A 26,469-nucleotide genomic window follows, 5' to 3' on the forward strand; every position below is an offset into this window, starting at 1 on the left:
GCGACAATCAACAATTAAAAATACCACATCAAGACATTTTTTATTGGTAATTTTTAATTAAGCTTTTGCAACTTGAATCAGCATATTTACGGCGGGGTCGGAGTGTCCCCCACAATAATTTTAAGGTTTTTCAAAATGCCAAATCTATTTTTTTTAGCTTATTTCAACCAGCCCTTCAATCGTTCCGTCACTTGAGGGCGGCGCAGCTTTCGCATTGCCTTATTTTGAATTTGACGGACTCGTTCGCGGGACAAATTGAACAAACTGCTGACCTCTTCTAAAGTATAAGGTTCGCCGGTCAGCAAACCGTAACGCATAGCAACAATCTCTTTTTCCCGCTCAGTCAAAATACTGTCCAACACCTCCAAAATATCTTGGCGCATCATCATCTCATTCATCTGAGCTTCGGGAGATTGCGTCGCGTTATCTTCAAGAACATCCAAAAGTTCCGAACTTTCTTCCGAGCCGATGCGGTGGTTGAGAGACAAAGATTGCCGGCGTACTTGCTGGAGGTAGCGAAGCTGTTCGCAAGTAACTTCCATTTCTCTAGCAAGTTCAGTTTCAGTGGGATTGCGTTGAAGAGAACGCCTCAAATCCCGATAAACTCTTTTGAGCTTATTTAACTGTTCGACAATGTGAACCGGCAAGCGAATCGTTCGCCCTTGATTGGCAATTGTCCGGGTAATTCCTTGGCGAATCCACCAATAGGCATAAGTAGAAAACTTGTAACCCTTCTCCGGATCGAACTTTTCGGCCGCTCGATTCAAACCCAAAGCTCCTTCCTGAATTAAATCGAGAAAAGGCACGCCCCGATTGAGATAGCGTTTGGCAATCGAAACCACCAAGCGCAAATTCGAGCTGATCATTTTTCGTTTCGCCGACTGACACTGGTGGCGAAGCTGTTGCAGTTGAGTTTCGCTCACTCCCAAAGCCGCTGCGAGTTCAGCTTTTGTCGGCACTCTGTCTAATTCCTGCTGCAAACGCTGTTCTAGTTCATCCAGGGCTACCAATTCTTGAACGCGGCGCGCCAACTCCACCTCTTCGGCGGCAGTCAGTAGAGGATAGCGAGCCATTTCCTTGAACAAAGCTCCCACGGGATCGTCGGCAGACCAGTTGTTGTATGCTGACGATCGAGTTACCGTCGGACGATCGATCTCGGTGTCCTCATCCTCTGCGATTGCGAATGAGGCTTCGGGTGCCACCGCAAAACTGCCTAGGTCAGATTCTGCCATATGGTGCTTGGTGTCGGTGGGATGATTTGAAAAGTATCCCTTAACTTTAACCAATTTAACCCGAAATTTCCGAAATCCATCTAGAAGCCGGTGAGTGATTTTAGTGGCTGGTATCTGTTCGCCCCAATTTTAGTATCTGTTCGCCCCAATTTTAGACCTTTTTATTGAGTCCGAGCCAGTAAAGGAGCTGCCTGCAATAATTGCTGAGTGTAAGGGTGCTGGGGATTAGTAAAAATATCCCTAGTCTTACCGATTTCAACAATTTTTCCAGCATTCATTACCGCAATGCGATCGCAAAAAAATCTCGCCACCCACAAATCGTGCGTAATAAACAGATAAGTCAAATTAAATTCCTGCTTCAACTCCAACATCAGCTCTAAAACTTGAGTCTGCACGCTGGCATCCAGCATACTCACGGGTTCGTCGCAAATTATCAGTTGCGGGCGAGTAATTAAAGCGCGGGCGATCGAAACCCGCTGCTGTTGACCTCCCGACAGTTCCCCCGGATAGCGGCGAAAGAAATCCTCCCCTGGAGTTAAACCCACCCGCTCTAACATTTGGATTACTTGTTTTTTAGCTTCGCTGGCATTAGCTAATTTGTGAATAAACAAAGGGTCAGCAATACTTTGCCCGACAGTCATCATCGGATTCAGGCAAGCGTGGGGGTCTTGAAAGATCATTTGCATTTCGCGGCGGTGCTTCCTCACAGCATCGCGGTTTAGGGCAGTTATATCTATTCCTTGAAATTCAACTTTGCCACCAGTCGCGGTAATTAGCTGCAAAATCGTGCGTGACAAGGTACTTTTCCCGCAGCCGGACTCCCCCACCAGCCCTAGGGTTTCTCCCCGTTGTAGCTCTAAACTAACGCCGTCTACTGCTTTAATTACCTGGCGATTCCTGGAAAACAACTGATCTAATAAATTGCTTTCTAAACTGTAGTGTTGCTGCAAATTGGTTACGGTCAAAAGAGGCGAATTTGTTGAGTTTGCAGTAACGACTTCAGTCGTGATTTCCTCGAATGCTAACCCTTTGTCAGAATCGGCTTGAATGTGCAAAGCTGCTTTGAGGAGCGATCGAGTATATTCGTGCTGCGGCTGTTCAAAAACGTTTTTCACCGGCCCTGTTTCTACGACTTTGCCGCCGTACATCACCGCAATGCGATCGCAATACTCAGCCACCATCGCCAAATCGTGAGAAATCAACAAAATAGCCGTTCCCCGTTCCTCGCAAAGTCGGGTTAATTCCTGCAAAATCTGGGCTGCTACAGTTACGTCCAAACTTGTAGTCGGTTCGTCGGCCACAATTAATTTGGGATCGAGCAAAAGAGCCAAAGCAATTGCTACTCTTTGCCGCATTCCGCCGCTAAATTCGTGGGGAAATTGCGACCAGCGAGACGCGGGAATTTTCACAGCTTCCAAAATGTCGATCGCCCGTTTCTTAGCTTGCTTGCGATCCAAATTCGGTATGTGAGCTTGCAAAGTCTCAATGCAGTGTTCCCCCACAGTCATCAAAGGATCGAGACGAGTCATCGGATCTTGAAAAATCAATGCCACAGCTTCGCCCCGAAACTGTCTGAGTCGAGAGGCATTCATCTCAAACACCGACTCTCCAGCAAAACTAACTCGTCCCTCAATCAGCGTCGAATCCGGCAACAACCGCATCGCTGCCCTTCCCAAAGTTGACTTGCCGCACCCAGACTCCCCAACTAATCCGAGCTTTTCCCCCGGTTTCAGCGTCAGCGAAACCCCGTCAACGGCCCAACCGGATTGGCCCCGCCGCTGAGGATAAGCTACTCGCAGATTTTCAACGGAAAATAGAGAAGAGTGATTAGTCATTAGTCATTAGTCCTTAGTCCTTAGTCAGTGGTCTGTTGTGATGAGTCAGTTGTTAGTGGTGATTTAATTGTTGTTTAATTGTCAGTATATAGTTGCTATTAGTTTTTAACTATTAGTAAGCCTTCAAACGTTATTAGTTATTAGCAATAAAATGATTTGCTGTTTGTAAATACAAATAAAACGGGCTACCAACCAAGCTTTTATTAGTACATTATTCGCCGAGCAACCGATTACTAACAACTAACAACTAGCGACTAACAACTGACAACCATCAACTGACTAAATTTCCCTTCGCTTCAACTCAGCTCTTCGCAGTATGTAAGTAGCCGCACAATCTGCGTGAGGATGGTCTGCTAAAACTTCTGCGAGTTCCAACACATATCCGGCGATGTCCGGCCCCAGTTTCTCAGTCAGCACTTGACGTTCCCGAGAGGCGAGTTCTTGCACGCGGGCCTTAGCTTGCCAATTGGGAGAAAACATCTTGTCAATCTCGGTGTAGAATCCCAGACTTTCGAGAATGTCCCACTCGCCGTTATCGCACCAAATGCCCCCGCACAACATACAGCGCTCTATGTAAAAGGGCACTCTGCTGAAGGGAACTTTCGCCCGGGACAAATAGTGACCGTCTTCGGGACACAGCGCTGCTTTGCTGTCGTAGGGAGACGGCGTGAATTCTATGCCGAGAGTCCCTGTCGTCGCCTCTGGCTTCTGAGATTTGTTGTACCACTGGCTCTGCTCTTTCTGCCAAGCTTCGTATTCTCTGCCTGGAATCCAGATACCGTAACAGTTCGGACACCACTGCACCGACATGCTGCCGGCTAAGGTGCCGCCTTCTAAGTTGGGATGTTTACATTTTGGACATTCCACCGCTTTATTTCTCCTTGCCTTCTCAATTCCCTGTTAATTCAATTATTAATTCTGTATCTGGGCGGGCCCTGAAGAACCAGAATTTTTTTGCAGCAGCGCGCCGCAGTAGCCAATTAGCGTGTTAAGCCGCGCGATCGCCGCAGTTTGCCTCGCCTCTGCTGTCGCTGGCTGGCGCGACGCTTGCAAAAACGTGACATCTGTCCCCAATAACCGCAGTTGCTTGTGAATTTCCGTCAAATAGGACTGCTCTGGGGGTGTTTCTGAGGCGTCTAACTCACCGCTGTGGGCTCTCATAATTTGGTTTCCGAAAAATTGTTGCACTTTTCTGTATTCGATCGCCAGCGCGGCCCGATCCAGATTATTCTGTGCAGCAGTTCTTTGTAGTTGTTCTAGTGCTTGCTGTAATTCTTGGTAGCACTGGCGGCGGTCTTCGGACAATATCATGATTTTGTAAACAAATTTGTATTTATAATCAAAGTAGATTCTTGCTTAAAGTTTGCTCGTATTGAGGGAAGCCGTGCGTTTTTGCAGCAATTCCCTGTTTTTGGAGAACTTTTTTTGATTGGCTGCCCTGACTAGACCCTCCTGGCTCATGCTTTTAGTTTAGCGTTGCCTGTGAATGCCGATCGCCCGCTACCTCAAATGCTACCGCCAAAATATGCTTATTTTACCCGAGCTACAGACTGCGGCGGCGGCAGTGGTGTCACTATATTTTCCTACCTGCGAGGGGGGGCGACTCGCAATTAGATAGGTATAGTTAACAAAAAAATCGACTATTTTTTTGAATTGCAAATTGTGGCATTCAATTAGTTTAGTATAGCTAAACACATAATTTCGGCAATTCAACCGGAAACCGGCTTTTAACCATTTGTATTTCTAAGTTTTAAAGGTGTACCCCATGAACGCGAACACTCTGACTCCCTCTCCTTCGATCGATCCTGCTGTAGTTCCCGATTGGCTGCAAGAATGCCTGAATGCTCCATCGCAGCCTGATGGGGGTCCTAACCCCCATTGTTCGACTGACAACAGCTTAATTTGTCGGGCCTTTGAATTTGCCCGCGACTTGCACGAAGGACAGTACCGCAAATCCGGAGAACCTTATATTTGTCATCCGGTAGCTGTCGCTGGAATCCTCCGGTATATGGGTGGCAACAGCGCCATGATTGCCGCCGGTTTCCTCCACGACATTGTTGAAGATACAGACATTACTCTCGAAGAAATAGAACAGCGATTCGGCCCGGAAGTGCGACAGTTGGTTGAAGGTGTCACCAAGCTTTCTAAGTTTAATTTTTCCAGCAAAACAGAGCGCCTTGCTGAAAATTTCCGCCGAATGTTCCTAGCAATGGCTAAAGATATTCGCGTCATTGTCGTCAAACTGGCAGACCGGCTGCACAACATGAGGACTTTGGAGCATTTGTCCGAAGAAAAGCAGCGCACTATTGCCCTAGAAACCCGAGAGATTTTTGCTCCTCTAGCAAACCGTTTGGGTATCGGGCGCTTTAAGTGGGAATTGGAAGATTTAGCGTTTAAATACCTAGAACCGGAAGCTTACCGCGAAATTCAGGAATTGGTGGCCGAGAAGCGGGCCGATCGAGAAACTCAACTCGCAGAAGTCACAGATAGTTTGCGAGAAAGGCTTGACAATTTAGGTATTAAATGCTATGAAGTCAGCGGCCGTCCCAAACATTTGTACGGGATTTATGGGAAGATGCAGCGCCGACAAAAAGGGTTTAAGCAAGTGTACGATATTGCTGCGGTGCGGATCATAGTAGAAAGCAATGATGACTGTTATCGCGCTTTGGCGATCGTCCACGATTCTTTCCGCCCGATTCCGGGCCGCTTTAAAGATTATATCGGTTTACCAAAAGCGAATCGCTATCAATCTTTGCACACCGGAGTAATCGGAACCAGCGGCCGCCCCATCGAAGTGCAAATTCGCACCGTAGCCATGCACCACATTGCAGAATACGGCATTGCCGCGCACTGGAAATACAAAGAAACCGGCGGTTCTAGCAACACAAAAGTCACCGGCGACGACGAAAAATTTACTTGGCTGCGGCAACTCCTAGAATGGCAAAGCGACCTCAAAGACGATCAGGAATATTTACAAAGCATTAAGGACAACTTATTCGACGAAGATATTTACGTTTTTACTCCTAACGGAGACGTAATTGCTCTCAATAGCGGGTCAACTCCCGTAGATTTTGCTTACCGCATTCACACAGAAATTGGCAATCGCTGCACCGGTGCCAGAGTAAACGGGCGAATGGTAACACTAGACAAGGTTTTAAAGAACGGCGATATTGTAGAAATCTTGACCCAAAAAAATGGTCATCCGAGTTCCGACTGGCTGAATTTTGTCAAGACAAACGGAGCAAAAAACCGAATTCGTCAGTGGTTGAAGCGATCGCACCGAGATGAAAACCTCGCTCGGGGGCGCGAATTGCTGGAAAAAGAATTAGGTAAAAACGGCTTAGAATCTTTGCTGAAATCTGAACCGATGCAGTCGGTGGCTCAGCGCTGCAACTACCACAGCGTCGAAGATTTAATCGCCGGTTTGGGCTACGGGGAAGTCACTCTAAATCTCGTAGTAAATCGACTGCGAGATTTAGTAAAAGTGCAGCAAAAAATTGAAGCTGCTCCCGGAGGAGGACAGGAATTGCCCCAGCTAATACCTGCATCGACGGCACCCAAACCAGTACCGAGTTCGTCTCCGAGCAAATCGCCGATCGCAGGTGTAGAGGGATTGCTGTACCATTTATCCGGCTGTTGCTGTCCGATTCCCGGCGAAGCAATTATTGGAGTTGTGACTCGCACTCGCGGAATTTCGATTCACCGGCAAGGGTGTTCAAATGTTGAAAGCGTACCGGGCGATCGGTTGGTTCCCGTGAGTTGGAATTCGAGCGATCGCAATGCTAGCCGCCCGAATACTTATGCTGTTAACATTCAAATTGAAGCCCTCGATCGAGTCGGAGTTCTCAATGATGTTTTATCGCATTTGAAGGACAACAAAGTGAACGTCCGCAGCGCTCAAGTAAAAACCTATCCCGGTTTGCCCGCATTAATTGACTTGTGCATGGATATTGAGGATAAGGAACAGTTCGAGCGGACTTGTATGCAAATTAAAAAGATGAGCGATATTTTGAATTTGCGCAGGCTGAGTGAAGTGAATTAGGAGGACAGCCTAACTGTATTTTAGGGTGCGCTGGGCGCACCCTATCGCTCGCTGCCAAGACGTTAAGCCCAATAAAATTTAAAAGGCTAAGGAAAGTTTTACTCAGCTTCGCGAGGTTCAACTACCAGCCTAATTCCATCAAGAATTTGACGAACTCGATCGACCGAGAGTGTGCCAATTTTCTCACCTAACTGAGATTTATCGATCGTCAAAATCTGCGATACGTTAACAACACTCTGTTCTGGTAAATTAGCTTCTCCTGCTTCTAACAAAACATTTCCTCCTGGTGAATTAGCCCGTCTGAGATTTGAAGTAAGCACACAAACAAAAACCGTATTAATGCGAGAACGATTGAATAAATTGTTCTGAATGATTACATGGGGATGGAGATAACCGGGTTCTGAACCAGAAGGCTCATCAAGTTCTATCCAAAAAATATCACCTTGATTTATTACCATTCGCCTTCCACCAGCCTGCGATGAGAGCGACTCATCTTGCGAAGCAAAACTTGTTCTTCTTCAGAGAGAGGTGCTTCGCAAGCAGCATTAATTTTTTCTAACACTTGTTGATTTTCGCGGCGGCGGATAAATTCTTCAAGGGCTATTTCGATCAAAAAACTCTGCGAAATTTGCATTTCGCCAGCTAATGTTTCGGCTTGTTCAAATAAAGATGCTGGCAATGAGATAGCAGTTTTGACAGTTGTCATAGCTTTATACCTTCATTTATTTATATGAGTCTAACTAATAGTATAAGCTAACCACAATACGGTTCAGCAAACAGGCAGAACAATGAAACTCTTTATTTCGCCGGAGCGACTGGCTTTGACACGCCCAACTTTTGCTGCAAAAACTCCCGCGCCACTTGTCCGGCTTCCTGCTGTTTCCCGTCAACTTGATAGTTTAGTTTCCGCATATCTTCCTCGGAGATTTTACCGCCCAATTCTGCGAGGAGTTGACGCAATTCCGGGTATTTTTCCAAAATTTGCGCTCGCACAACCGGAACTGCTTCGTAGGGCGGGAAATAGTTCTTGTCATCTTTCAGCACTACTAAACCCAAACTTTGAATCAAACCGTCTGTCGTATTACCAGCAATCACATCTACTTCTTTTTGTTGCAGCGCTTGATAAAGCAATCCTAACAGCAATTCCTTCGGTTCTTCTCTAAATTTAATCCCGTAAGTTTTAGCCAATCCGGGAAATCCATCTTCTCTCTCGTTAAATTCTGGGCCGAAACCAGCCCGGAGGTTAGGTGCAGCTTTCCCAAGTTGCGAGAGAGTTTGTAAATTGAGTGTTTTAGCCTGATCTCCCCGCACAATAATCGCAAAACTGTTATTAAATCCCAGCGGTTCCGTCCATTCTGCTTTAAACTGTTTGGGATATTCTTGTTTGAGGTAATCGAGGACTTTTTTGGGGTCAGAAATCTGTTTTTGTTTGAGTATGTTGGCGTAAGCAGTACCCGTGTATTCGACGTACAAGTCGATTTTACCTGCTGTTAGGGATTGATGGCAAAGCGAGCCTCCGAGATTCAGTTCGCGTTCTACTTTGATATCTGTTTTAGCTTCGATATGGCGTGCTAAAATTTCTGCGAGAATGACTTGTTCGGTAAAGTCTTTCGAGCAGATGACAACTCGCTTTTCGGAACTAGAGGTACATCCTGCTACTGCAAACAAACAAAGCAGCCAGCAGGAACAGAAAAAAAAATCTTTCTTAGATATTTTCATAAGCGAACTCCGTTGTCAGTTTCACAATTATTAGCTTCTAATTTATAGCATTTCTCAATGATTTGTAAAGCCAAGATCCCCGACTTCTTGAAGAAGTCGGGGATCGAACACCGATCGCACTTTACCCAAGTTTCGTTTTCCTGTTGTAACATTTATTTATAGACATGGAGGACAAAAAATGGTAATCAGCGTCAGCGATATTATCCAGCAGCAGCGGCAATTTTTTGCGACTGGGAAAACTAAAGATGTGGATTTTCGGATCGAACAACTCAAGAATCTCAAAAGTGCGATCGTTTCCAATCAATCACGGATTGTGGATGCTGTCAAGGCTGATTTGAACAGGCCGGAGTACGAGGCTTATTTTGAAATTGGTGCGATCGCAGAAGTTAATTATGCCATCAAAAACGTTAAATCGTGGGCAAAGCCGAAAAAAGTGCCTACTTCGATCGATCAATTCCCAGCATCGGCCCGCATTTACCCAGAACCTTTGGGCGTAGTTTTAATCATCGGGCCTTGGAATTACCCATTTCAGCTAATGATATCACCCTTAGTCGGGGCGATCGCCGCCGGCAACTGCGCCATCCTCAAACCTTCTGAAATCGCCTTGCACACGTCGGCAGTTGTCGCCGACATGATTACCAAAACCTTCGATCCCGCCTACGTAGCAGCCGTCGAAGGAGGAGTCGAAATCAGCCAACAATTATTAGCAGAAAAATTCGATCACATCTTCTTTACAGGCGGCACAAAAATCGGTAGAATAGTCATGGAAGCCGCCGCCAAACACCTGACACCTGTCACATTAGAATTGGGCGGCAAAAGTCCTTGCATTGTAGACTCAGATATTCAAGTTGAATACACGGCTAAACGCATTGCCTGGGGCAAATTCATCAATGCCGGTCAAACTTGTATCGCTCCAGATTACCTGTTAGTTGATAAAAAAGTTAAACCGGATTTGATGCAGGCAATTAAAACAGCAATTCACGGATTTTACGGCGACGATCCGCAGCAAAGTCCTGACTATTCCCGAATTATCAATCAGCATCATTTAGGACGTTTGGCAGAGTTTATCAAAGACGGAGAAGTGGTCGTCGGCGGTCAAACAAACCCCGAAGATAAATATATTGCACCGACGGTTCTCGACAAGGTTTCCTGGGATGCGCCTGTGATGAAGGATGAGATTTTCGGGCCGATTTTGCCAGTTTTGGAGTATGATGATTTGGGGGAGGCGATCGCCCAAATCAACGCCCGTCCCAAACCTTTAGCTTTGTATTTGTTCTCGAAGGATAAAGAGAAACAAGAGCGAGTTTTGCGGGAAACTTCTTCGGGGGGAGTTTGTCTCAACGACACGGTTATGCAAGTCGGAGTAACAAGTTTACCTTTTGGCGGAGTTGGCGACAGCGGCATCGGCACCTATCACGGCAAAGCAAGTTTTGACACTTTTTCGCATCAAAAAAGCGTTCTGCAAAAGTCATTTTTACTTGACTTAAAATGGCGCTACGCTCCCTATCTAGGTAAGTTGGATTTGATTAAGAAAGTTATCGGTTGAGCGATCGCACTTGCAGGGGCGGGTTTACAATATAAGCGAGATAGCCAAATCAACCCGCCCCCTTCCTGATATTATCGGTTAAGCGATTTCACGGTGAACGATAATTTCCAGAATTTTTCAAGGATTGCTCATCTGTTTTATGAACGATTTCCATCACAATGTCTACGTAACTCTTAACTCACATCTTGCACCATTCTCGCTTAACAGGCTTTCGGGCCTGTTAAGCGAAGAGTGAATTTCTCGCTTCACGGGCAGGAGAACCCGCCCATAAAAATATTATTGAAAATGGTGCAAGATGTCACTCCTAAAGGACTGTTGCCCCGTCCCAAATAATTCACATTAGAAATGTCTATAATGTCTTTTAGCATCTTCTCGATAACAAGCCATTTATGGAACCTCTATCAAAAGAACGGTGTGCCGCCTGCCGCCAAAACTCTCCCCGCGTCACAGCTTACGAAATTGTCCAACTCAAATCTCAAATTCCAGACTGGGATTTTATCGAAAAAAATGGCATTCCCCAGTTAGAACGCACCTACAAATTCCCGGATTTCAAAAGTGCGATCGCCTTTACAAACAGCGTTGGCGAAGCAGCAGAAACCGAAGGACATCACCCCGCACTGTTAACCGAGTGGGGAAAAGTTACCGTTACTTGGTGGACTCACGCGATTTCTGGACTGCACCGCAATGACTTTATTATGGCGGCGAAAACAGATGCGATCGCCAATCAATTCCCAACATAAAATCAGACTTATCAGCCGATAATAGTTTAAGAACTTACAGCTCCGGGTACCAGCGGTGAATACCTTTGATTCGCCTTCAACAACTCCAGATTCAGCCGGTAGCCGACATTCCGTACAGTTTGAATTAGGCTCGGCTGTCGCGGGTCGATTTCGATTTTTTTACGCAGAGAGAGTACGTGAGTGTCGATCGTCCGGGGGTTATCAATAGCATCGGGCCAGGCCCGCAGCAGCAAATCCGAGCGCGACAGCGGGACTCCTCCAGCTTGAGCCAGCACGTACAGCAGGCTGAATTCCTGGGGAGTCAACTCGATATGTTCCTCGTGCAACCTCACTCGGCGGTGCACCAAATCAATTTTCAGCAGTCCGCAATCGAGCGTCGCCGGCGGTATCATCGTGCGGTTGCGGCGCATCAGAGCCTCCACCCTAGCCATAAACTCTTGCATCCCAAACGGTTTAGTCAGGTAATCGTCTGCCCCCGCGTTCAAACCTTCAACAATATCCGATTCCGAATTTCTCGCCGACAGCATCAAAATCAGCGACTGCTGCTGCTGTTGCAGCCAGCGGCAAAATTCCAAACCGTCCCCATCCGGCAATTGGGCATCCAGAATCACTAGGGTTGGCTGGCGGCTGAAAAATATTTCCCTAGCGTGACTGATATCCGCTGACTGGTGCACCCAGTGACCGACTTGCTGTAGATGCCAGCCCAAGAGCGATCGCAGGTGCGGATTCCCTTCAATAATTGAAATACTTGCAGATCCCACAGAGGCGAGCTTCCCTTATCACTAATGGCTACCAGGTTAACAGAGCTTTTGTCAAGGTTTTGTAACCATTGCTACTCAAGCATTAGCTCCATTTCAAGGCGTGAATACATCGAGAGTAAGAATTTTACAGATTTGGTCAATTTGGGATGCTCAGTCCGCAGAAAGGTTAAATCATTCGGTCGATGATCTTACAATGAAAATAAGACAGTGTACAGCCGATCGACCCCATGCCCCAACCGCCTGCCAAAACCGAACCCCCCGACCAGGCGCCTACTCCCAGGAGGTTGACAAATCGGGCAAGTGAAACTAGAATTCCTCCAACCGTTCGCTCGGTAGCCGGAATACTCAGCCACTTTGACCGCAAAATTCAGCAACATCCCGACTCAATTAAACGCACGGCGAATTATCTAGGTGCGCGAAAAAAGTCGAGCAACTGCATTGCAACGAGTGAAATTTTTTATGGAGGGTAGCCTGTTGAGCAGGGTAAAAACTTTTATTTAGAAATAGCCTCAAGCTGATCCACTCAGCATCAATCGAGGCCTTTGCTAAATCCCGCCGTCATTATACAAACCACAAAGGATTTCAACCTCACACCATGCTACAAGACACCCAAACAATCCGGCACTACCAAAAACTCACCGACGCCCTCGTCGAGATGTGGAATAGAGGTTATCGCTTCGATGACCTGCGGCTTTACTTAGATGGCTATTTAGCAGCCCTGCGACATTCCAACGGTCTGGAACCCTATCTGATTCACAGACTAGAGGAAGAAGCAGCGCGTTACATTCACGACCCCTCTAATTTTGCAATGCCACAGACACAAACTGAATCAGACTACTATTAATACCAACTTCGGTTTAATAAATCTGCTGATTATTATTGGGTAATGGGTAATTGCCTTTTTTGATACTAACAGCTACTACCAGAATGATTGAAGGGGTCAGAAAATCCGGTTTTGGTATAAGAGTCAGTCAGGAAGTGGCAAGCTGTAGTTTCAAAATTGATGTTTAGTAGGGCGGATCGTGTCCGCCCTACTGTTGTTAAAGTTAGAATTTTGGGAAAGTTTTGAGTTCCGAACTAAGATTTTTTAAGTCTGTAACTCACAATTTGAAACTGACAATTCAACACTCAAAACTCAAAACTTTCTTTGTCCTTTCCCTTCGTTTTATTTAAGAAGCCAAAGCAACTTCTACAACTTCTTGCAATTCGCCCTTTTGATACATCTCGATCATAATATCCGAGCCGCCAATAAACTCCCCGTTGATATAGACTTGGGGAATTGTCGGCCATTGGGAATACTCTTTAACGCCTTGACGAATTTCCTGGTCTGCCAAAACATCAACAGTTTCGTAAGGCACTCCCAAAGTATTGAGAATTTGCACCACAGTATTAGAAAAACCGCACTGGGGCATTAACTTATTGCCCTTCATAAACACCATGATTTTGTTTTGCTTAACCAACTCGTCTATTCTTTGATGTGCTGTTGTACTCATTGTAGGTCCTAATATTGTTTGAAAATTTTTAAACGTTGACTGACGCAGAAACCGCGTTTTTTACGAAAATCTTTCGTTACAGCTATAGATTCCAGTTAAAAAACCGGATTTTTTTTTTGTGCGTAAGTGGAGCAGTTGTATTTCAAGCAACTCTTGACACGAGCACAAACGTGTGATAGCCACTAGCAACTCAACAATTAAGCAACTTGATTCTTAGCTTCCCATTCTGCAGGAGTTAAAGTTTCCAAGCCCAAAGCGTGGATGGCTTCACTAGCCATTGCCTGTTTGAGAGCGCCGTAAACCATTTGGTGCTGCTGTACTCGGCTTTTTCCTTCAAAAGCGGCAGAGACTACTCTCGCCTGGTAGTGGTCGCCGCCGCCAGTCAAATCGTCAACTTGTATTTTAGCGTCGGGCAACCCTGCCTTAATCATTTCTGCTACTTGAGACGGTGTAACCATTGGTTTCTCTGATAAACGGCTGTAATTGAGATTTTAGTGGAACTATTTTGTCGATGAGCTCGGTTGACTGCTGGCAGGCCGGGGATAGGGCGCATCCACAAAACCCAATTCCAGTAACTGCTGGTAAGCTTTCTTGCCCAAGTCGCGAGTTGGCTGCTGCGATCGAATAATCTGAATCAGCAGGGGCACAGCCAGTTCGGGCTTATTTTGCGCCCGGTGTACCAACGCCAGCCGGTAGGTAGCTTCGTCGCGCATTTGGGCTGTTTCTACAGCTTTGGTGCGGTGGCTTTCGGCCAAGCGGATGTCAATTCCGGCAAAACTGCTACCCAGTTGTTGGTAGAAGTTGGAGAGTTGATTGAAAATCTGGCGGGATTCTTGGAGTTTTTGACTGGCGAGTGCGTAATTCTGATTGGAAATAGCACTGCTGGCTTCTGTCATCAAACGCTGGCCTCCTTGGACGCTCAGCAAGCTGCTGTCTTGCGTCAGAGGGCGGAGATTGTTGGGGTCTGTGGGGTCGTCGGCGGGTTCGACTTGCGGTTGGTTCTCTGGCGCAGAAGGTTGTTGTGCTTGGACTTGGAGCGGTTGCAACAGGGTAAAAGCTGCGATCGCCCCGATCGTAATCCGGGCAGTGGAGCGAAGCCAGCAAACAGTTCCAGAGTATACCATGAAATTACTTTGCGCCTGTGCGCTTTAAAAAAATATTTAGCTTGAGCCGATCTTACCATTGGCGATCGCAACCGGCTAAGTGTAAACCAAATTTGTTGAAATGTCAAAGGGTGCGCGATCGGGCAAAAGGTTCTTTAGGAAAAATTAAGTAGAGACTTGACTGGTTGTTCTCAAAATGAGAAGATAGAATGGTAGTTGAGAAACGATCTATGAGACTGATTTCTAAGAAAAATCTTCTGAGTGCGATCGAACCCTACCCGGATGCCCAGAGTGCGATCGAATCCTGGTACCAGCTAATCCAAGACAACGATTGGCAATCCCTAGAAGATGTGCGAAACGGATATTCGCGATCGGTCGATCAAGTCTGTGGATATACCATCTTTAATATTAAAGGCAATCAGTATCGATTAATTGTACAAGTTAAATACAAAAGCAAAATTATATATTTTCAGCAGTTCTTAACTCATGCCGAATATAGCAAAATTAACTGGGACAATGAAGAAGAAGTCAAAATAAAAATAAGTTAAATTCTACCTAAGCATATCGGGAATTAATACAGATTACCGGATCTATTTAACAAATTAAAAATATTTACACCAATCAATCGTCAAAAGCAGGAGGTCGAGAAACAAACACCCACATTCTAGTTAAAAACCATGTCTAATTAAACAATTGAATGAACCATGAATATGACAATTGAAAAAACAGCTTACGGTCAACTACTGGCGAAATCGCAGCCTAAGCCCATCCTGAACGAAGAAGATTACGATATTGCCCTCGCAGAAGTAGAATCTCTGATGTCTCAGGAAGAATTAACATTAGAAGAAGAAACTTTACTGAGCCTCTGGGCTCTGTTGATCGAAGAATACGAAGCCAAGTATTACCCAATCCCAGAAGCGACTCCCCGGGATGTTCTATTGCATCTCATCGAAGTTCGCGAACTCAAACAAGCCGATTTAGTGGGCGTGATTGGTTCCAAAGGAGTAGTCTCTGAGGTGGTTAATGGGAAACGGGCGATTAGCAAGGCGCAAGCTAAGGCGCTGGGAGAATTTTTTAATGTTAATCCTAGCGTGTTTATTTGAGGGATTTGCTGAATCATTGTTAATAAGCCTTTTACGGGCGGGCTAGAAGCCCACCCCACAAGAAAATTCAGTTTTTGTGGAACAGGCATCCTGCCTGTTCTTGAGAATATAGTAAGACTGGATTAAAATTAAACAAAGGCATTTCTGATGACACAACCGATCGAACTTTCCGCAAATACCTTACAAAACTATCAAGGAATTGGAGTCCCCGATGAAAGTCTGGCAGTGATTTTGCAGCGCGGCGGCGACGAATTGCTGCTCTCAAAAGCGGACGATCGCTTTACAGTTCGCCCCTCATCAACAGCATCAGCCTCAAACGATTGGGCTGCAACAACTGGGGCAAAACTCAACCGTCGCGTCGGCCAAAGCAATCTCGAAGAATATCTCGTTGCGCCCTCTAGCCTAGAAGCAGCAATGCAAGCAGCCCGCGCCAGCGATGCCGTAGCTTTTGCCAGCCACGTCTATTGCCCCGCCAACAATCCGAGTACATTCTTTTATCTGACAGACCAAATTACCATTCAATTTGGGGAACAAGTAGACGAACAATCGCGAAATGCGATCGCCAATGCAGCAGCTTTAAAAATAGTCCGGCCAGTAGAAGGAATTCCCAACACTTTCGTCTGCGAAGTCACAAAACAAGCAACAGAAAACCCGATCAAAATTGCCAACCGCCTGACAAGATATCCAGAAGTTCTCGTAGCGGAACCAAACATTTTAGTAGAGACGCAGCAGCATTACACGCCCCGCGATCCGCTTTATCCCAAACAGTGGTATCTCAACAACAAAGGCGGCAACCAACTTGTCGGCGGTGCTCAAATTTATGCAGAACCAGCTTGGGACATGACTCGCGGAGTTCGATCGATCGTAATTGCGATCGCCGACGATGCAGTTGACATCACCCACCCAGATTTTCAAGGCCAAGGCAAAATCGTCTCACCCATCGATTTCAAAGATGGCGACACTTCCCCGATGCCAGTCGCAGACTCAGACAACCACGGCACAAGTTGTGCCGGCGTCGCCATTGCTGAAGAAAACGGCAAAGGCATTGTCGGCGTCGCCCCCGGATGCGCCCTGATGCCGATCCGCGCCAGTGGTTTTCTCGATGACAATTCTGTCGAAAAAATATTTAATTGGGCGATCGAAAAAGGTGCCGCCGTCATTTCTTGCAGTTGGGGGCCTGCTGCAGTTTACTATCCCCTTTCCCTGCGGCAGAGTGCCGTTATCACCAAAGCAGCAACCCAAGGGCGGGGCGGCAGAGGCTGCGTTATTCTGTTCGCTGCGGGGAATGCCAACCGCCCAGTCAACGGTACTGTTAACGAGAAAGGCTGGCCCAACAACGTCGTGGAGGGTCAAACTAGATGGCTAAACGGATTTGCCGTTCACCCCGACGTAATTGCCGTCAGCGCTTCCACTTCCCTCAACAAAAAAGCAGCCTACAGCAATTGGGGCAGCAGCATCTCGGTTTGCGCCCCCAGCAACAACGCACCGCCGGGAACCTGGCTGCCCGAAACCGGATTTATCGGCACGCCGCCGGAGGTGACGCAGTATTTGCCAGGTTTGGGGGTGTTTACTGCCGATCGAGTGGGCGATCGGGGCTACGACTGGGGGGACTATACTGATACTTTTGGCGGTACTTCCAGCGCCACTCCAGTAGTCGCTGGGGTTGCAGGGTTGATACTTTCGGCTAACCCCCGTTTGACGGCGCGGGAAGTGCGGGGAATTCTCGAACAAACTGCTGAAAAAATTGTCGATCTCGATCCCGATCCCCAGTTGGGCAATCGCCTGGGAAATTACGATCCTAACAACAACCGCAGCGATTGGTTTGGTTACGGGAAAGTGAATGCTTTTAAAGCTGTGCAAGCTGCGGTGAGAAAGGGCGGCGGCAATCCGAATATCGGCGGTGCGGTGTTCAGCGATATTTCTGGACATTGGGCACAGAAGTTTATTGAAGCTTTGGCTGCGGCGAATATAATTAGCGGTTTTCCTGACGGTTCTTTTCGGCCTGATGACAGTTTAAACCGCGCTCAATATGCGGCGCTGTTGGTGAGTGCGTTTAGTCCGATTCCGAGGGTGCCGGCTACAAATTTTATTGATGTTTCTGCTACTTTTTGGGCGAGAAGTGCGATCGAACGGGCAAATCGGGGGGGGTTTTTGGCGGGGTTTCCGGGGTTGAAGTTCGGCCCGAATCAGAATTTGACTAAGAGTGAGGCGATCGTGTCTTTGGTTAACGGTTTGGAACTTAAGGGCGGGAATCCTGATTCTTTGAAAGTTTACATCGATCGTTCTCAAATTCCTAATTTTGCTTTAAGTGCGATCGCCACAGCAACTGCTTTGAAGATTGTGGTTAATTATCCTTCCCGCGATTGGCTTTCGCCGCAGCGGGATATTACCCGCGCTGAGATTTCGGCTTTGATTTACCAGACATTGGTGGCGATTAATCGGGCAAAGGCGATCGATTCTCCCTACATTGTCTAAGGGCAATAGGTTCCTCGTGAGGACTAAAGTTCTCACGAGGAACCTATTTTATTGTGGCAGCTTTTAAGCTCGAAAATCCCCCAAAGCTTTCAAGGCAAACTGTGGCAAAGCCAACATCCGTCGCCACCGCCAAGGTTCTTGATAAAGCCGGTACAGCCATTCTAAATGATTGTCGCAAAACCAAGCCGGCGCGCGAGTTTTTGTTCCCGCCCAAATATCGAAACTGCCGCCTACTCCCACCCAAATTGACTGAGGGCAAAGGTGTCGGTGTTCGGCAATCCAAAATTCTTGGCGCGGCACTCCCAAGCCGACAAAAATCAGTTTTGGCTGCATTTTTTTGAGGCTTTCACGGAAGTCTTTCTCTTCATCTGCGGAAAGATAACCGTGTTGAGAAGCAATCGACAATCCGTTAACTTTTTGCTGCCAATTTTCTGCCGCAGCAGCCGCCACTCCGGGGGAACCTCCAAAGAAAAAGAGTGGTTCCGAATCCGGCAATTTTCCGGCTTTTTGTAGCAGCGATTCTGCTAATTCAATCCCCGGATAGCGCTGTGCCGGTTTGCCGCGCATCCGCAAGTACAGCACCACTCCCGAACCGTCGGGAATCACCAGTTCCGCTTTGCGGATTACATCCGCTAAAGCCGGATTTTGCTCGGCTTGCATCGCCATTTCTGCATTCAGCGTCACGACGTGACTTCCCAACCCTTGATGCAGGCGCTGCATCAGCCAACCTGCATAATCATCTAATATGTGAACTGGTAGTCCCAGCACTGAAAATTGCGGCTGCGATCGATCCATATTTTTTTCTTTGAGATTCCTACACACCTAGTTATTTAAATTAGCTTAGATTGGCGATCGATGCTAGACTACTTTTGGACGCAAAAAACCCGGTTTGTGCCACAAAGATTCTGTTAAGTCATCATTCCGTGGCCCAGAAACCGGGTTTTTTGTACGCGGCGCGCAAGTCCATTTGAGTTAGGCTGCCAAGTGCGATCGAGCATTAGTGTTCAATTTTTTTGACCGACCCGTCAGCGTACCATTCCATCGGTACTAGCTCAATTTTACCATTAATTTTCACAGTAGAGTAGACAATTTTTACGAAAGGAACGCTGTTGTTATTGTTGTTGCGGCTAGACATGGCAATCACCTTGTTGTGTTTGCAAAACTTGAGAAATAATCTGAACTCTGATATATTTAAAAGTCTATTCACCGCAATTCGGCTCGCATCAGGAAAAACAAGGAAAACGAAATGGCGATCGCAAAAACCCAGCGGCAAACCAGGTTAGATTATTACTACCAGCAAATCAAAAACATCATCCTCAAGCGCCAAAATCCAATTACTGGTTTGCTGCCGGCGAGTACCGCCGTTAACGCTCACGGCGACTACACCGATGCCTGGGTGCGCGACAACGTGTACAGCATTCTCGCGGTTTGGGGTTTGGGTTTAGCTTACCGCAAAATTGATGGAGATCAGGGCAGAACATTTGAACTCGAACATAGCACAGTCAAACTAATGCGAGGCTTGCTGTTTGCGATGATGCAACAAGCAAACAAAGTAGAAAGTTTTAAAAATACTCAATCGCCCTTAGATGCGTTGCACGCTAAATACAATACTCAAACTGGAAGTATTGTTGTCGGCGATGACCAATGGGGACATTTACAGTTAGACGCGACATCTATATATTTGTTAATACTTGCTCAAATGACGGCTTCCGGGCTGCACGTAATTTTTACAATTGATGAAGTCAATTTCGTGCAAAATTTAGTTTACTACATCGGTAGAGCATACCGCACGCCCGATTACGGAATTTGGGAAAGAGGTCATAAAATTAATCGCGGCAATGCAGAATTGAACGCCAGTTCAGTTGGCATGGCGAAAGCAGCGCTGGAAGCAATAAATGGGTTGGATTTGTTTGGAATTAAAGGCTCTCAAGCATCTGTTATTCACGTTTTGCCAGACGAAATTGCCAGAAGTCGCATAACTTTGGAATCGCTTTTGCCTCGCGAATCTAGTTCAAAAGAAGTAGATGCCGCTTTATTGAGCGTGATTAGTTTTCCGGCTTTTGCTGTGGAAGACCGAGAATTAATAGAACGGACTCGGAATAAAATTATTGACAAGTTGCAAGGAAAATACGGCTGCAAGCGGTTTCTGCGGGACGGACACCAAACAGTGTTGGAAGATGCCGATCGCCTGCACTACGAACCGACAGAATTAAGGCAGTTCGAGCACATTGAATGCGAGTGGCCGCTATTTTTCACTTATTTGCTTTTGGACGGCATATTTCAGGGAAATCAAGCCCAAGCGCAAGAGTACCAGCAGCGTTTGGAATCTCTAGCAGTCGATCGCTCTGGTTTGCCGCTGCTACCCGAATTGTACTACGTCCCCGCCGAAAATATAGAAGCAGAAAAGCTAAATCCCCGCAGCCAGCAGCGCTTGCCCAATGAAAATATTCCCTTAGTTTGGGCGCAAAGTCTGTATTTTCTCGGTCAATTGCTAAATGAAGGATTAATCGCAGTTGGCGATATCGACCCGCTGGGAAGGCATTTGTCAGTGGGCCCGCACAGAGAACCTTTAGTGCAAATTGCACTGTTAGCTGAAGACGAAGATTTGCAAGCAGAATTAGCCACCAACGGCATTGCCGCGCAAACCCCAAAACAGGTAGAACCAATTCAAGTCCGCCAGACAAAAGAATTATCAGCTATTTACACGCAAATTGGACGCAACGACCCATTAGGTTTAACCGGCCGCCCCGTGCGGCGTCTGCGGAGTTTAACAACTTCTCGGGTGTTTAAAATTCGCGAAGAGGCGATCGTCTTTCTTCCCTCATTTTTGGACAGACAAGAATTTTATCTAACTCTAGACTACCATTTCCTAGTATCTAAAATCAAAAGCGAAATAGCTCACATTCACCGCCACTGGTATCAGTTGGGACGGCCTACGGTAACGCTGATGCTGACTCATACCATGCTGGAAACCGGCAGGGAAGCGCTGCTGGAATTAATGAAGGAACTCCGCGACGGACACTCGGAAAATACGCCTGTCAAACTGGGAAATCTCAATCAGTTAATGCTGACGGCAGGTACCGAGAGAATTGATTTCATGCACGATTTTGAATTCACAGAGTCTCCAGTTACAGGTGCAGTAGAAACCAGAAGCTATCTCACTTACAATCCTAAAAAAACTTGGCCTTTGGGTCACACGCAAGAATTTAAATTAGAGTGCGAAACTAATACTCAATTCTTGCTAAATAGCCTGCGCGATTCAGAAAATTTGTACGAACAAATTGAGTTGCTGCACACGTTAGTTCGCCTCAAAGGATTAAATTTTGATACAGGATTTGGAGGTGCGGAAGAAATAGTTAAAGTTGTGGATTTGCTCAACGAAGTTTATACAAAAGCTGGAGAAAGTTCGCAATCGAAAATCCAATGGGCAGTCATCCGCCATGCCGCAGGTTTGCTGGACAAAGTTGATATCAGCTTGTCCGATGCAGTGACAGACATTTTGGTGCGGCAAAAACAGATTGCTGTGGGGAAAGCCTACAGCGAAGATTCGATAATTTCGCGGCCGGGTTCTTATACGGAAGTGATGGACAAAATTCGCCAATTCTGCGGAGAAGATATTCGCGATCGAGTTCTCACCCAAGAAATTCTAATTTATCTCAGCGTCCTAATTAAAGCAGAACCGCAATTATTTAAAGGTCTGCTGACACTGAGAGTTAGCTACTTTATTCTGCTTTTAACAAGCGAATTAGCCCGCGAATTAGGAGTGACGCAGAATGAAGCTTACGAACATTTAATGCAGCTAAGTCCTTTTGAAATCAAAAATCGCCTGCGCCAAGTGTTGACAGAATACGAGGAAATGAATCAAATCCTCAAACAGCAAGAATCCCTGCGCGTCAAACAGGCGGAAAAAGATATTGAATGGGTAGTAGCGCCTGTTTCCGAAGAACCGCAAATGCCTGCGGGAGGATGGCGGCGGAAGCGGCAAATGGAAGGTACTGTCAATCGCGTACCGAAGGATTTTTATCCGAGTGTTTGGGGACTGCTGCGGCACTGCAAAGGCTTGATAATTGGCGACAAATTAGAGCGCAAAAATCGGTTAGATAGCCATATCATTTTATCGGAAATGACCCCTGGCGAAAAGAATTTTGCGCTACAAATCGAGCATTTGCTGAATAAGATTGTGGCACCGGAATACCGACAAGTCAATATAGAGGCGCTGATGGAGTTGGCGGCGATTGGCCACCGTAACCCAGAGTTGCAAGTAGAAGAATACATCGTTTTAGATGTATTAGTCGGTCACGCGGTGCGGCTGAATTGGCTGGGTAAACACTTGGAAAGAGCAGATAAATACGACGAAGATAAAGCGGCTGCTTGGCAAGCTTTTTACAACACTTCGCCTTACGTTTGCGCGAGTCACGTACTCGATGCTTTCCGATTTTTGACGAAGTTTGGATAGATTGAGTGGGGTGGTTAATACAAGCTACCCCTCGATAGTTCGGCGGTTGAAACCGCAACTACACAAACGAAGTCTGCCTCTGCGGACTAAGAAATAAGGGAGATATTTAAGCTGGATTTGGTATTACAGTTTTCAACAAGTCTAGTCAACTGAATATTTGCAGTAAAATAATGTCAGCCATTAGCTCAACTACCCGCGTCATAATCAAAGCATACTTAGAAGTTTTCATCGAAAATCTTGTCAATGAATACAGAGGACGCCTAATACCAAAACTTGATATTCCAGCAGCATATTTATCATGCAAATCCTCTAAAGGTCAATTGAAACCGTTTCAGGCTGCTATTATGCCCTCAGAGTTGCTGCGGATTAACGAGTTTGAAAGAGGTTTCAGCAGCAGCTTGGGCACAACTTATGAAGAATGTGCAAAACTCATTGCTTTGGAACATCACCAAGAAGCAAGCAGAAGCTATGAAATTTCTGGCGAAGTTAGCATAGAGGCTATCAATGAAATTGAGCGTCAGATAGCACTATTTGAGCAGTCAGCCGACAAAAATGCAAATAAACCTGCTTTTGAAGAAATGATAGAAGCTGTTCTTGAGGCTCAAAAAACGAACCATTTAGTTAGGCGATCGGTCAAAGCAGATTTGTACGTGCTATCCCGTGACGGGAGGAAATTTTTCTTTGAAATTAAAGGGTCAAAACCCAACAAAGGACAATGCTTGGAGGTAATTCAACGACTGCTGAGATATCATTTACTGTGCGGACTGTCTCGCCCCGACGCTCAATCTTATTATGCGATGGCTTACAATCCTTACGGGCCAAATCGTTCAGACTATAAATGGTCAGTGGCAAGGAAGTACACGCCCTTTGAACAAGCTGTCATTATGGGGCATGAGTTTTGGAATATTATAGGCGGAGAGACTGCTTACGAAGAACTTTTGGATATATATCAAGAAGTTGGGCGGGAGAAGGGTAAGCATATGCTTGATGCTCTTGCTTTTGGATTTTAGTAAAGTATGAGTTTCTTCAGCTTTCTCTTTTCAGTTCACTAACATTTAAAATAGTTTAGGATAAATAAAAGTGTTAGAGCAACTTCATGAATTATTAGCCTTTGTTTTAGAAAAAGAAGTAGGATTGCCTGCCAGAAAGTCTCGATCTTTCGCCAGTCACTTTGCGGATTTAGAAGAATTTTTTAACTTACAAGCAGAAACGCTCATAAACGGCATTAGCAGCATATCTGGCAAAACAGCGCTCAGATTTACTCCCGATGAGATTGAACGAATTTTAGCATTTATCTCTTCAGGCAACCTTTCGCTGCAACTTACTATCGCTGAAAATTTTTTAGCCAGTATTTGTCGGGATTTTACTGGGCGACAGCTAGCTATGGTTGAAAATCTGACTTTAGGGAAAATTCATCCCAACCCGTTTTTAATCAGGGCGTTAAATCTGGACACTCCCGAAGAAGTTGTCAGGCTTAATGTTTATATGACTGCTACTAGGTTTATTGTCACCTCAATGGGATTTTTTATTCAAAAACTATTGATATCTTGCTCTGAAAGTGCAGAAAGTCCACCGGAAGAGTCAGGATGGGACGCAATTAAAACTACCAGTGATGGCGAGAAATGCTGGATACAGGTAAAAAGTGGCCCGAATGATATGGATAAAGACCAGATAGTATATTGGGCTGCGAAAATTGAGGAAAAAATTAACGAGGGTGATCGCGCTTATATTGGTATAGCTTACGGCAAAAGAACTAATAAAACTGTCACTCTTGGTTTGCTGAAGCAAATTTTGCCAAATTCGGAAATGATCACTTTAATAGGTCGAGAACTGTGGGATTTTGTCAGTGAAGATACTCGCTATACTGTGAATCTGTTTGAAGTTTTGCGTCAGTCGGCTCGTCAAGTTTTAGCACAAAGTTCTATTGATGAAGCTATAGAAAGATGTAGCGATCGACTAATCGCTGAATTTATCGGAAAGTACGGTGAGGGAAGTCAAGGTGTTTTTAACTATATAGCAGATATATTTTGAGTAACAGCTTTTGCAGTAGCCCAGAAGCGCTACTGCAAACCCCAAACTACAAAACCCCTTTAGAACTCGGAATCCGAGTGGCGCGCCGCGGATCGATTTCTACCGCCATCCGCAGAGCTCGCGCAAATGCTTTAAACGCGGCTTCCACAATGTGATGAGAATTTCCCCCCTGCAACTGTCGAATGTGCAGTGTCATTTGAGTGTGGTTCACCACCGCCGAAAAAAACTCTTTCACTAATTCGGTATCGTAAGTGCCGATCCGCTGGTTGGGAATTTCCAAGCTGTAACTTAAGTGAGGGCGTCCCGAAAAATCTAGCACTACTTCTATTAAAGCTTCATCCAAAGGTGCGATGAAATGCCCGAAGCGAGAAATGCCCGATCGATCCCCGACAGCTTTTGCTAGGGCTTGGCCTAAAGTAATTCCCACATCCTCGTTCGTGTGGTGGTCGTCAATCTCCAAATCACCGATCGCCTGCACGTCCAAATCGATCAATCCGTGAGAAGCAATCTGGTGCAACATATGGTCTAAAAACGGAATCCCCGTAGACGCCTTGCAAGTTCCCACACCGTCGAGATTGAGGCTGGCCGTGACATCCGTTTCCAGTGTCGTGCGTTTCACCAAGGCGGCCCTAGCTGGTTGAACTGAACTTGTAGGAGGTAGAGAAGGGCGATCGATTATCTCCATAATTCGCAATGGGTCATTCATTAGTTATTGATAATTAGTAATTGAAGATTACAGCTTGATCAGCGCTGATTCTCAAGTGTTTAGTTAAGAGAATTATGCAAAACTCAAAACTCTCGAAAGGGGCGGCTTTTGCATAAAACTTACTTGTTAAAGTTAAAGTTTATTGTCTCAACCCGCCCCTACATAAATCAAAATTCTCGACAACTGTTACATTCCCATGATTTCGTAACCGGCATCGACATACAAAACTTGACCCGTAATCCCGCTAGCGAGATTGCTGCACAGAAAAGCCGCAGCATTTCCCACTTCCTGCTGAGTCACCGTCCGCCGCAGCGGGGCCACTTCCTCAACGTGGTGGATCATGTCCAGAATACCGCCAACTGCTGACGAAGCCAGAGTCCGAATCGGACCCGAAGAAATCGCATTTACCCGAATATTTAACGGGCCCAGTTCAGCAGCCAGATAACGAACATTCATTTCCAAAGCCGCCTTAGCAATTCCCATCACATTATAGTTAGGAACTACCCGAACGCCGCCCAAATAAGTCAGGGTCACAATACTGCCGCCCTCGGCCATCAGCGGTTTAGCAGCAGCACAAAGCCGCACCAGCGAGTAAGCGCTAATATCCAAAGCATTGGAGAAACCTTGGCGCGAAGTGTTGGTGAAATCTCCCGAAAGTTCGTCCTTGCCGGCAAAAGCCAGACAGTGGATCAGGACATCTAACTTGCCCCACTTGTCGGCGATGGTTTGAAAAGTAGACTCAATTTCGCTCTCGTCTTGGACATTGCAGGGCAAATACAGACTGGGATTGAGCGGTTCCACCAGTTCAGCGACTTTGCGCTCGTGCTTGCCTTTCTCGTCCTTCAAATAAGTTATGCCGAGGTTGGCCCCAGCTTTGTGGAGCTGCTGAGCGATGCCCCAGGCGATCGAGCGATTGTTGGCAATGCCCGTAACAAGAGCATTTTTTCCGGTCAAATCTATCATCTGTATTTCTTCTAGAAGCAACTAGCACCGTTCTCATTGGCTCTATGCGACAACCCCGCCAGTTTAGACACAACTGATTCAGATTTAACTGATTGAGACACAATTGAGACACAATTGAGACACAATTGATATTAATTTTGCTGTGGAGCTACATGGAGGCGGAATTGAAAAAGTTAAGAGAAGGGCTAGATTTAATCATACAGCGTGTGTTTACCTTAACATTAGATGGAAGTAACAGAATCCTTGCATATTGGAGGTTGGGAA

General features: G+C 46.1%; 26 protein-coding genes. 11 read left to right on the top strand and 15 right to left on the bottom strand.

Annotation, left to right across the window (positions count from 1 at the left end):
* Positions 1-158: 158 nt before the first annotated feature.
* The 4 genes from QUB30_RS19665 to patD form a co-directional block, all read right to left on the bottom strand.
* Positions 159-1,232 carry an RNA polymerase sigma factor, RpoD/SigA family gene (locus QUB30_RS19665; protein WP_333336613.1) on the bottom strand — a complete coding sequence of 358 codons (1,074 nt, stop codon included), beginning with the start codon at positions 1,230-1,232 and terminating at the stop codon, positions 159-161.
* Positions 1,233-1,393: 161 nt separating this feature from the next.
* On the bottom strand, positions 1,394-3,067 hold the full coding sequence (locus tag QUB30_RS19670; RefSeq protein WP_333336615.1) for an ABC transporter ATP-binding protein: 1,674 nt from the start codon (positions 3,065-3,067) through the stop codon (positions 1,394-1,396).
* 279 nt (positions 3,068-3,346) lie between these two features.
* A complete protein-coding gene (locus QUB30_RS19675) occupies positions 3,347-3,934 on the bottom strand; it encodes a zf-TFIIB domain-containing protein (protein ID WP_333336617.1) in 588 nt (195 codons plus the stop codon).
* Between the two features lie 45 nt (positions 3,935-3,979).
* Positions 3,980-4,378, bottom strand: a complete 399-nt coding sequence (patD, locus tag QUB30_RS19680; protein WP_333336619.1) for a heterocyst frequency control protein PatD — start codon at positions 4,376-4,378, stop codon at positions 3,980-3,982.
* A 171-nt stretch (positions 4,379-4,549) separates the two neighbouring features.
* Here patD and QUB30_RS19685 point away from each other — a divergent pair, with 171 nt between their 5' ends.
* On the top strand, positions 4,550-4,681 hold the full coding sequence (locus QUB30_RS19685; RefSeq protein WP_333336621.1) for a hypothetical protein: 132 nt from the start codon (positions 4,550-4,552) through the stop codon (positions 4,679-4,681).
* Between the two features lie 151 nt (positions 4,682-4,832).
* Positions 4,833-7,109 carry a bifunctional (p)ppGpp synthetase/guanosine-3',5'-bis(diphosphate) 3'-pyrophosphohydrolase gene (locus QUB30_RS19690; RefSeq protein WP_333336622.1) on the top strand — a complete coding sequence of 759 codons (2,277 nt, stop codon included), beginning with the start codon at positions 4,833-4,835 and terminating at the stop codon, positions 7,107-7,109.
* A 98-nt stretch (positions 7,110-7,207) separates the two neighbouring features.
* On the opposite strand, the gene QUB30_RS19695 is transcribed toward QUB30_RS19690, so the two are convergent.
* The 3 genes from QUB30_RS19695 to QUB30_RS19705 all read right to left on the bottom strand — a co-directional run bounded on the left by QUB30_RS19695 (position 7,208) and on the right by QUB30_RS19705 (position 8,828).
* On the bottom strand, positions 7,208-7,567 hold the full coding sequence (locus QUB30_RS19695; protein WP_333336624.1) for a type II toxin-antitoxin system PemK/MazF family toxin: 360 nt from the start codon (positions 7,565-7,567) through the stop codon (positions 7,208-7,210).
* On the bottom strand, positions 7,561-7,815 hold the full coding sequence (locus tag QUB30_RS19700; RefSeq protein WP_333336626.1) for a hypothetical protein: 255 nt from the start codon (positions 7,813-7,815) through the stop codon (positions 7,561-7,563). Before QUB30_RS19700 ends, QUB30_RS19695 begins: the two co-directional genes overlap by 7 nt.
* Positions 7,816-7,907: 92 nt before the next feature.
* On the bottom strand, positions 7,908-8,828 hold the full coding sequence (locus QUB30_RS19705; RefSeq protein WP_333336628.1) for a glycine betaine ABC transporter substrate-binding protein: 921 nt from the start codon (positions 8,826-8,828) through the stop codon (positions 7,908-7,910).
* A gap of 178 nt (positions 8,829-9,006) precedes the next feature.
* Between QUB30_RS19705 and QUB30_RS19710 the strand changes: the two genes are divergently transcribed.
* Both QUB30_RS19710 and QUB30_RS19715 read left to right on the top strand, forming a co-directional pair.
* Positions 9,007-10,374, top strand: a complete 1,368-nt coding sequence (locus tag QUB30_RS19710; RefSeq protein WP_333336630.1) for an aldehyde dehydrogenase — start codon at positions 9,007-9,009, stop codon at positions 10,372-10,374.
* A gap of 389 nt (positions 10,375-10,763) precedes the next feature.
* Positions 10,764-11,114, top strand: coding sequence for a 4a-hydroxytetrahydrobiopterin dehydratase (locus QUB30_RS19715; protein WP_333336632.1), 351 nt, complete (start codon positions 10,764-10,766; stop codon positions 11,112-11,114).
* 26 nt (positions 11,115-11,140) lie between these two features.
* On the opposite strand, the gene QUB30_RS19720 is transcribed toward QUB30_RS19715, so the two are convergent.
* On the bottom strand, positions 11,141-11,875 hold the full coding sequence (locus tag QUB30_RS19720) for a response regulator transcription factor (RefSeq protein ID WP_333336634.1): 735 nt from the start codon (positions 11,873-11,875) through the stop codon (positions 11,141-11,143).
* A gap of 595 nt (positions 11,876-12,470) precedes the next feature.
* Between QUB30_RS19720 and QUB30_RS19725 the strand changes: the two genes are divergently transcribed.
* Positions 12,471-12,719 carry a DUF6761 family protein gene (locus QUB30_RS19725; RefSeq protein ID WP_172192600.1) on the top strand — a complete coding sequence of 83 codons (249 nt, stop codon included), beginning with the start codon at positions 12,471-12,473 and terminating at the stop codon, positions 12,717-12,719.
* Positions 12,720-13,044: 325 nt separating this feature from the next.
* Here the strand turns inward: QUB30_RS19725 and grxD are convergent, their stop codons facing one another.
* The 3 genes from grxD to QUB30_RS19740 form a co-directional block, all read right to left on the bottom strand.
* The gene (gene grxD / locus QUB30_RS19730) at positions 13,045-13,368 is read right to left on the bottom strand and encodes a Grx4 family monothiol glutaredoxin (protein ID WP_006634036.1); all 324 of its coding nucleotides are present in this window, start codon (positions 13,366-13,368) and stop codon (positions 13,045-13,047) included.
* A gap of 197 nt (positions 13,369-13,565) precedes the next feature.
* Positions 13,566-13,826, bottom strand: coding sequence for a BolA family transcriptional regulator (locus QUB30_RS19735; RefSeq protein WP_333080666.1), 261 nt, complete (start codon positions 13,824-13,826; stop codon positions 13,566-13,568).
* Positions 13,827-13,868: 42 nt separating this feature from the next.
* Entirely contained in the window at positions 13,869-14,492 is a 624-nt protein-coding gene (locus tag QUB30_RS19740; protein ID WP_333242832.1) for a hypothetical protein, read from the bottom strand.
* Positions 14,493-14,701: 209 nt separating this feature from the next.
* Between QUB30_RS19740 and QUB30_RS19745 the strand changes: the two genes are divergently transcribed.
* The 3 genes from QUB30_RS19745 (at position 14,702) to QUB30_RS19755 (ending at position 18,049) form a co-directional block, all read left to right on the top strand.
* Positions 14,702-15,019 (top strand): type II toxin-antitoxin system HigB family toxin, encoded by a 318-nt coding sequence (locus tag QUB30_RS19745; protein ID WP_333336636.1) that lies wholly within the window; start codon positions 14,702-14,704, stop codon positions 15,017-15,019.
* 162 nt (positions 15,020-15,181) lie between these two features.
* Positions 15,182-15,574, top strand: coding sequence for a transcriptional regulator (locus QUB30_RS19750; RefSeq protein ID WP_333336638.1), 393 nt, complete (start codon positions 15,182-15,184; stop codon positions 15,572-15,574).
* 147 nt (positions 15,575-15,721) lie between these two features.
* A complete protein-coding gene (locus QUB30_RS19755) occupies positions 15,722-18,049 on the top strand; it encodes a S8 family serine peptidase (RefSeq protein WP_333336640.1) in 2,328 nt (775 codons plus the stop codon).
* A 63-nt stretch (positions 18,050-18,112) separates the two neighbouring features.
* Here QUB30_RS19755 and QUB30_RS19760 read toward each other — a convergent pair whose 3' ends face one another.
* Together QUB30_RS19760 and QUB30_RS19765 are read right to left on the bottom strand one after the other, a co-directional pair.
* Positions 18,113-18,844, bottom strand: a complete 732-nt coding sequence (locus tag QUB30_RS19760; protein WP_333336642.1) for a WecB/TagA/CpsF family glycosyltransferase — start codon at positions 18,842-18,844, stop codon at positions 18,113-18,115.
* Positions 18,845-19,046: 202 nt separating this feature from the next.
* Positions 19,047-19,184, bottom strand: coding sequence for a hypothetical protein (locus QUB30_RS19765; protein ID WP_333242846.1), 138 nt, complete (start codon positions 19,182-19,184; stop codon positions 19,047-19,049).
* Positions 19,185-19,295: 111 nt separating this feature from the next.
* On the opposite strand from QUB30_RS19765, the gene QUB30_RS19770 reads away from it, so the two are divergent.
* The 3 genes from QUB30_RS19770 (at position 19,296) to QUB30_RS19780 (ending at position 24,536) form a co-directional block, all read left to right on the top strand.
* Positions 19,296-22,505 (top strand): glycoside hydrolase family 15 protein, encoded by a 3,210-nt coding sequence (locus QUB30_RS19770; protein ID WP_333336643.1) that lies wholly within the window; start codon positions 19,296-19,298, stop codon positions 22,503-22,505.
* A gap of 170 nt (positions 22,506-22,675) precedes the next feature.
* Entirely contained in the window at positions 22,676-23,515 is an 840-nt protein-coding gene (locus tag QUB30_RS19775) for a TdeIII family type II restriction endonuclease (RefSeq protein ID WP_333336646.1), read from the top strand.
* A 70-nt stretch (positions 23,516-23,585) separates the two neighbouring features.
* The gene (locus tag QUB30_RS19780) at positions 23,586-24,536 is read left to right on the top strand and encodes a PmeII family type II restriction endonuclease (protein WP_333336648.1); all 951 of its coding nucleotides are present in this window, start codon (positions 23,586-23,588) and stop codon (positions 24,534-24,536) included.
* Positions 24,537-24,582: 46 nt separating this feature from the next.
* On the opposite strand, the gene hisB is transcribed toward QUB30_RS19780, so the two are convergent.
* Both hisB and fabI read right to left on the bottom strand, forming a co-directional pair.
* On the bottom strand, positions 24,583-25,221 hold the full coding sequence (hisB, locus tag QUB30_RS19785) for an imidazoleglycerol-phosphate dehydratase HisB (protein WP_333336694.1): 639 nt from the start codon (positions 25,219-25,221) through the stop codon (positions 24,583-24,585).
* A gap of 207 nt (positions 25,222-25,428) precedes the next feature.
* The gene (gene fabI / locus QUB30_RS19790) at positions 25,429-26,205 is read right to left on the bottom strand and encodes an enoyl-ACP reductase FabI (protein ID WP_006634022.1); all 777 of its coding nucleotides are present in this window, start codon (positions 26,203-26,205) and stop codon (positions 25,429-25,431) included.
* Positions 26,206-26,469: the final 264 nt, after the last annotated feature.

Source organism: Microcoleus sp. BROC3 (assembly GCF_036702515.1).
Taxonomy (GTDB): domain Bacteria; phylum Cyanobacteriota; class Cyanobacteriia; order Cyanobacteriales; family Microcoleaceae; genus Microcoleus.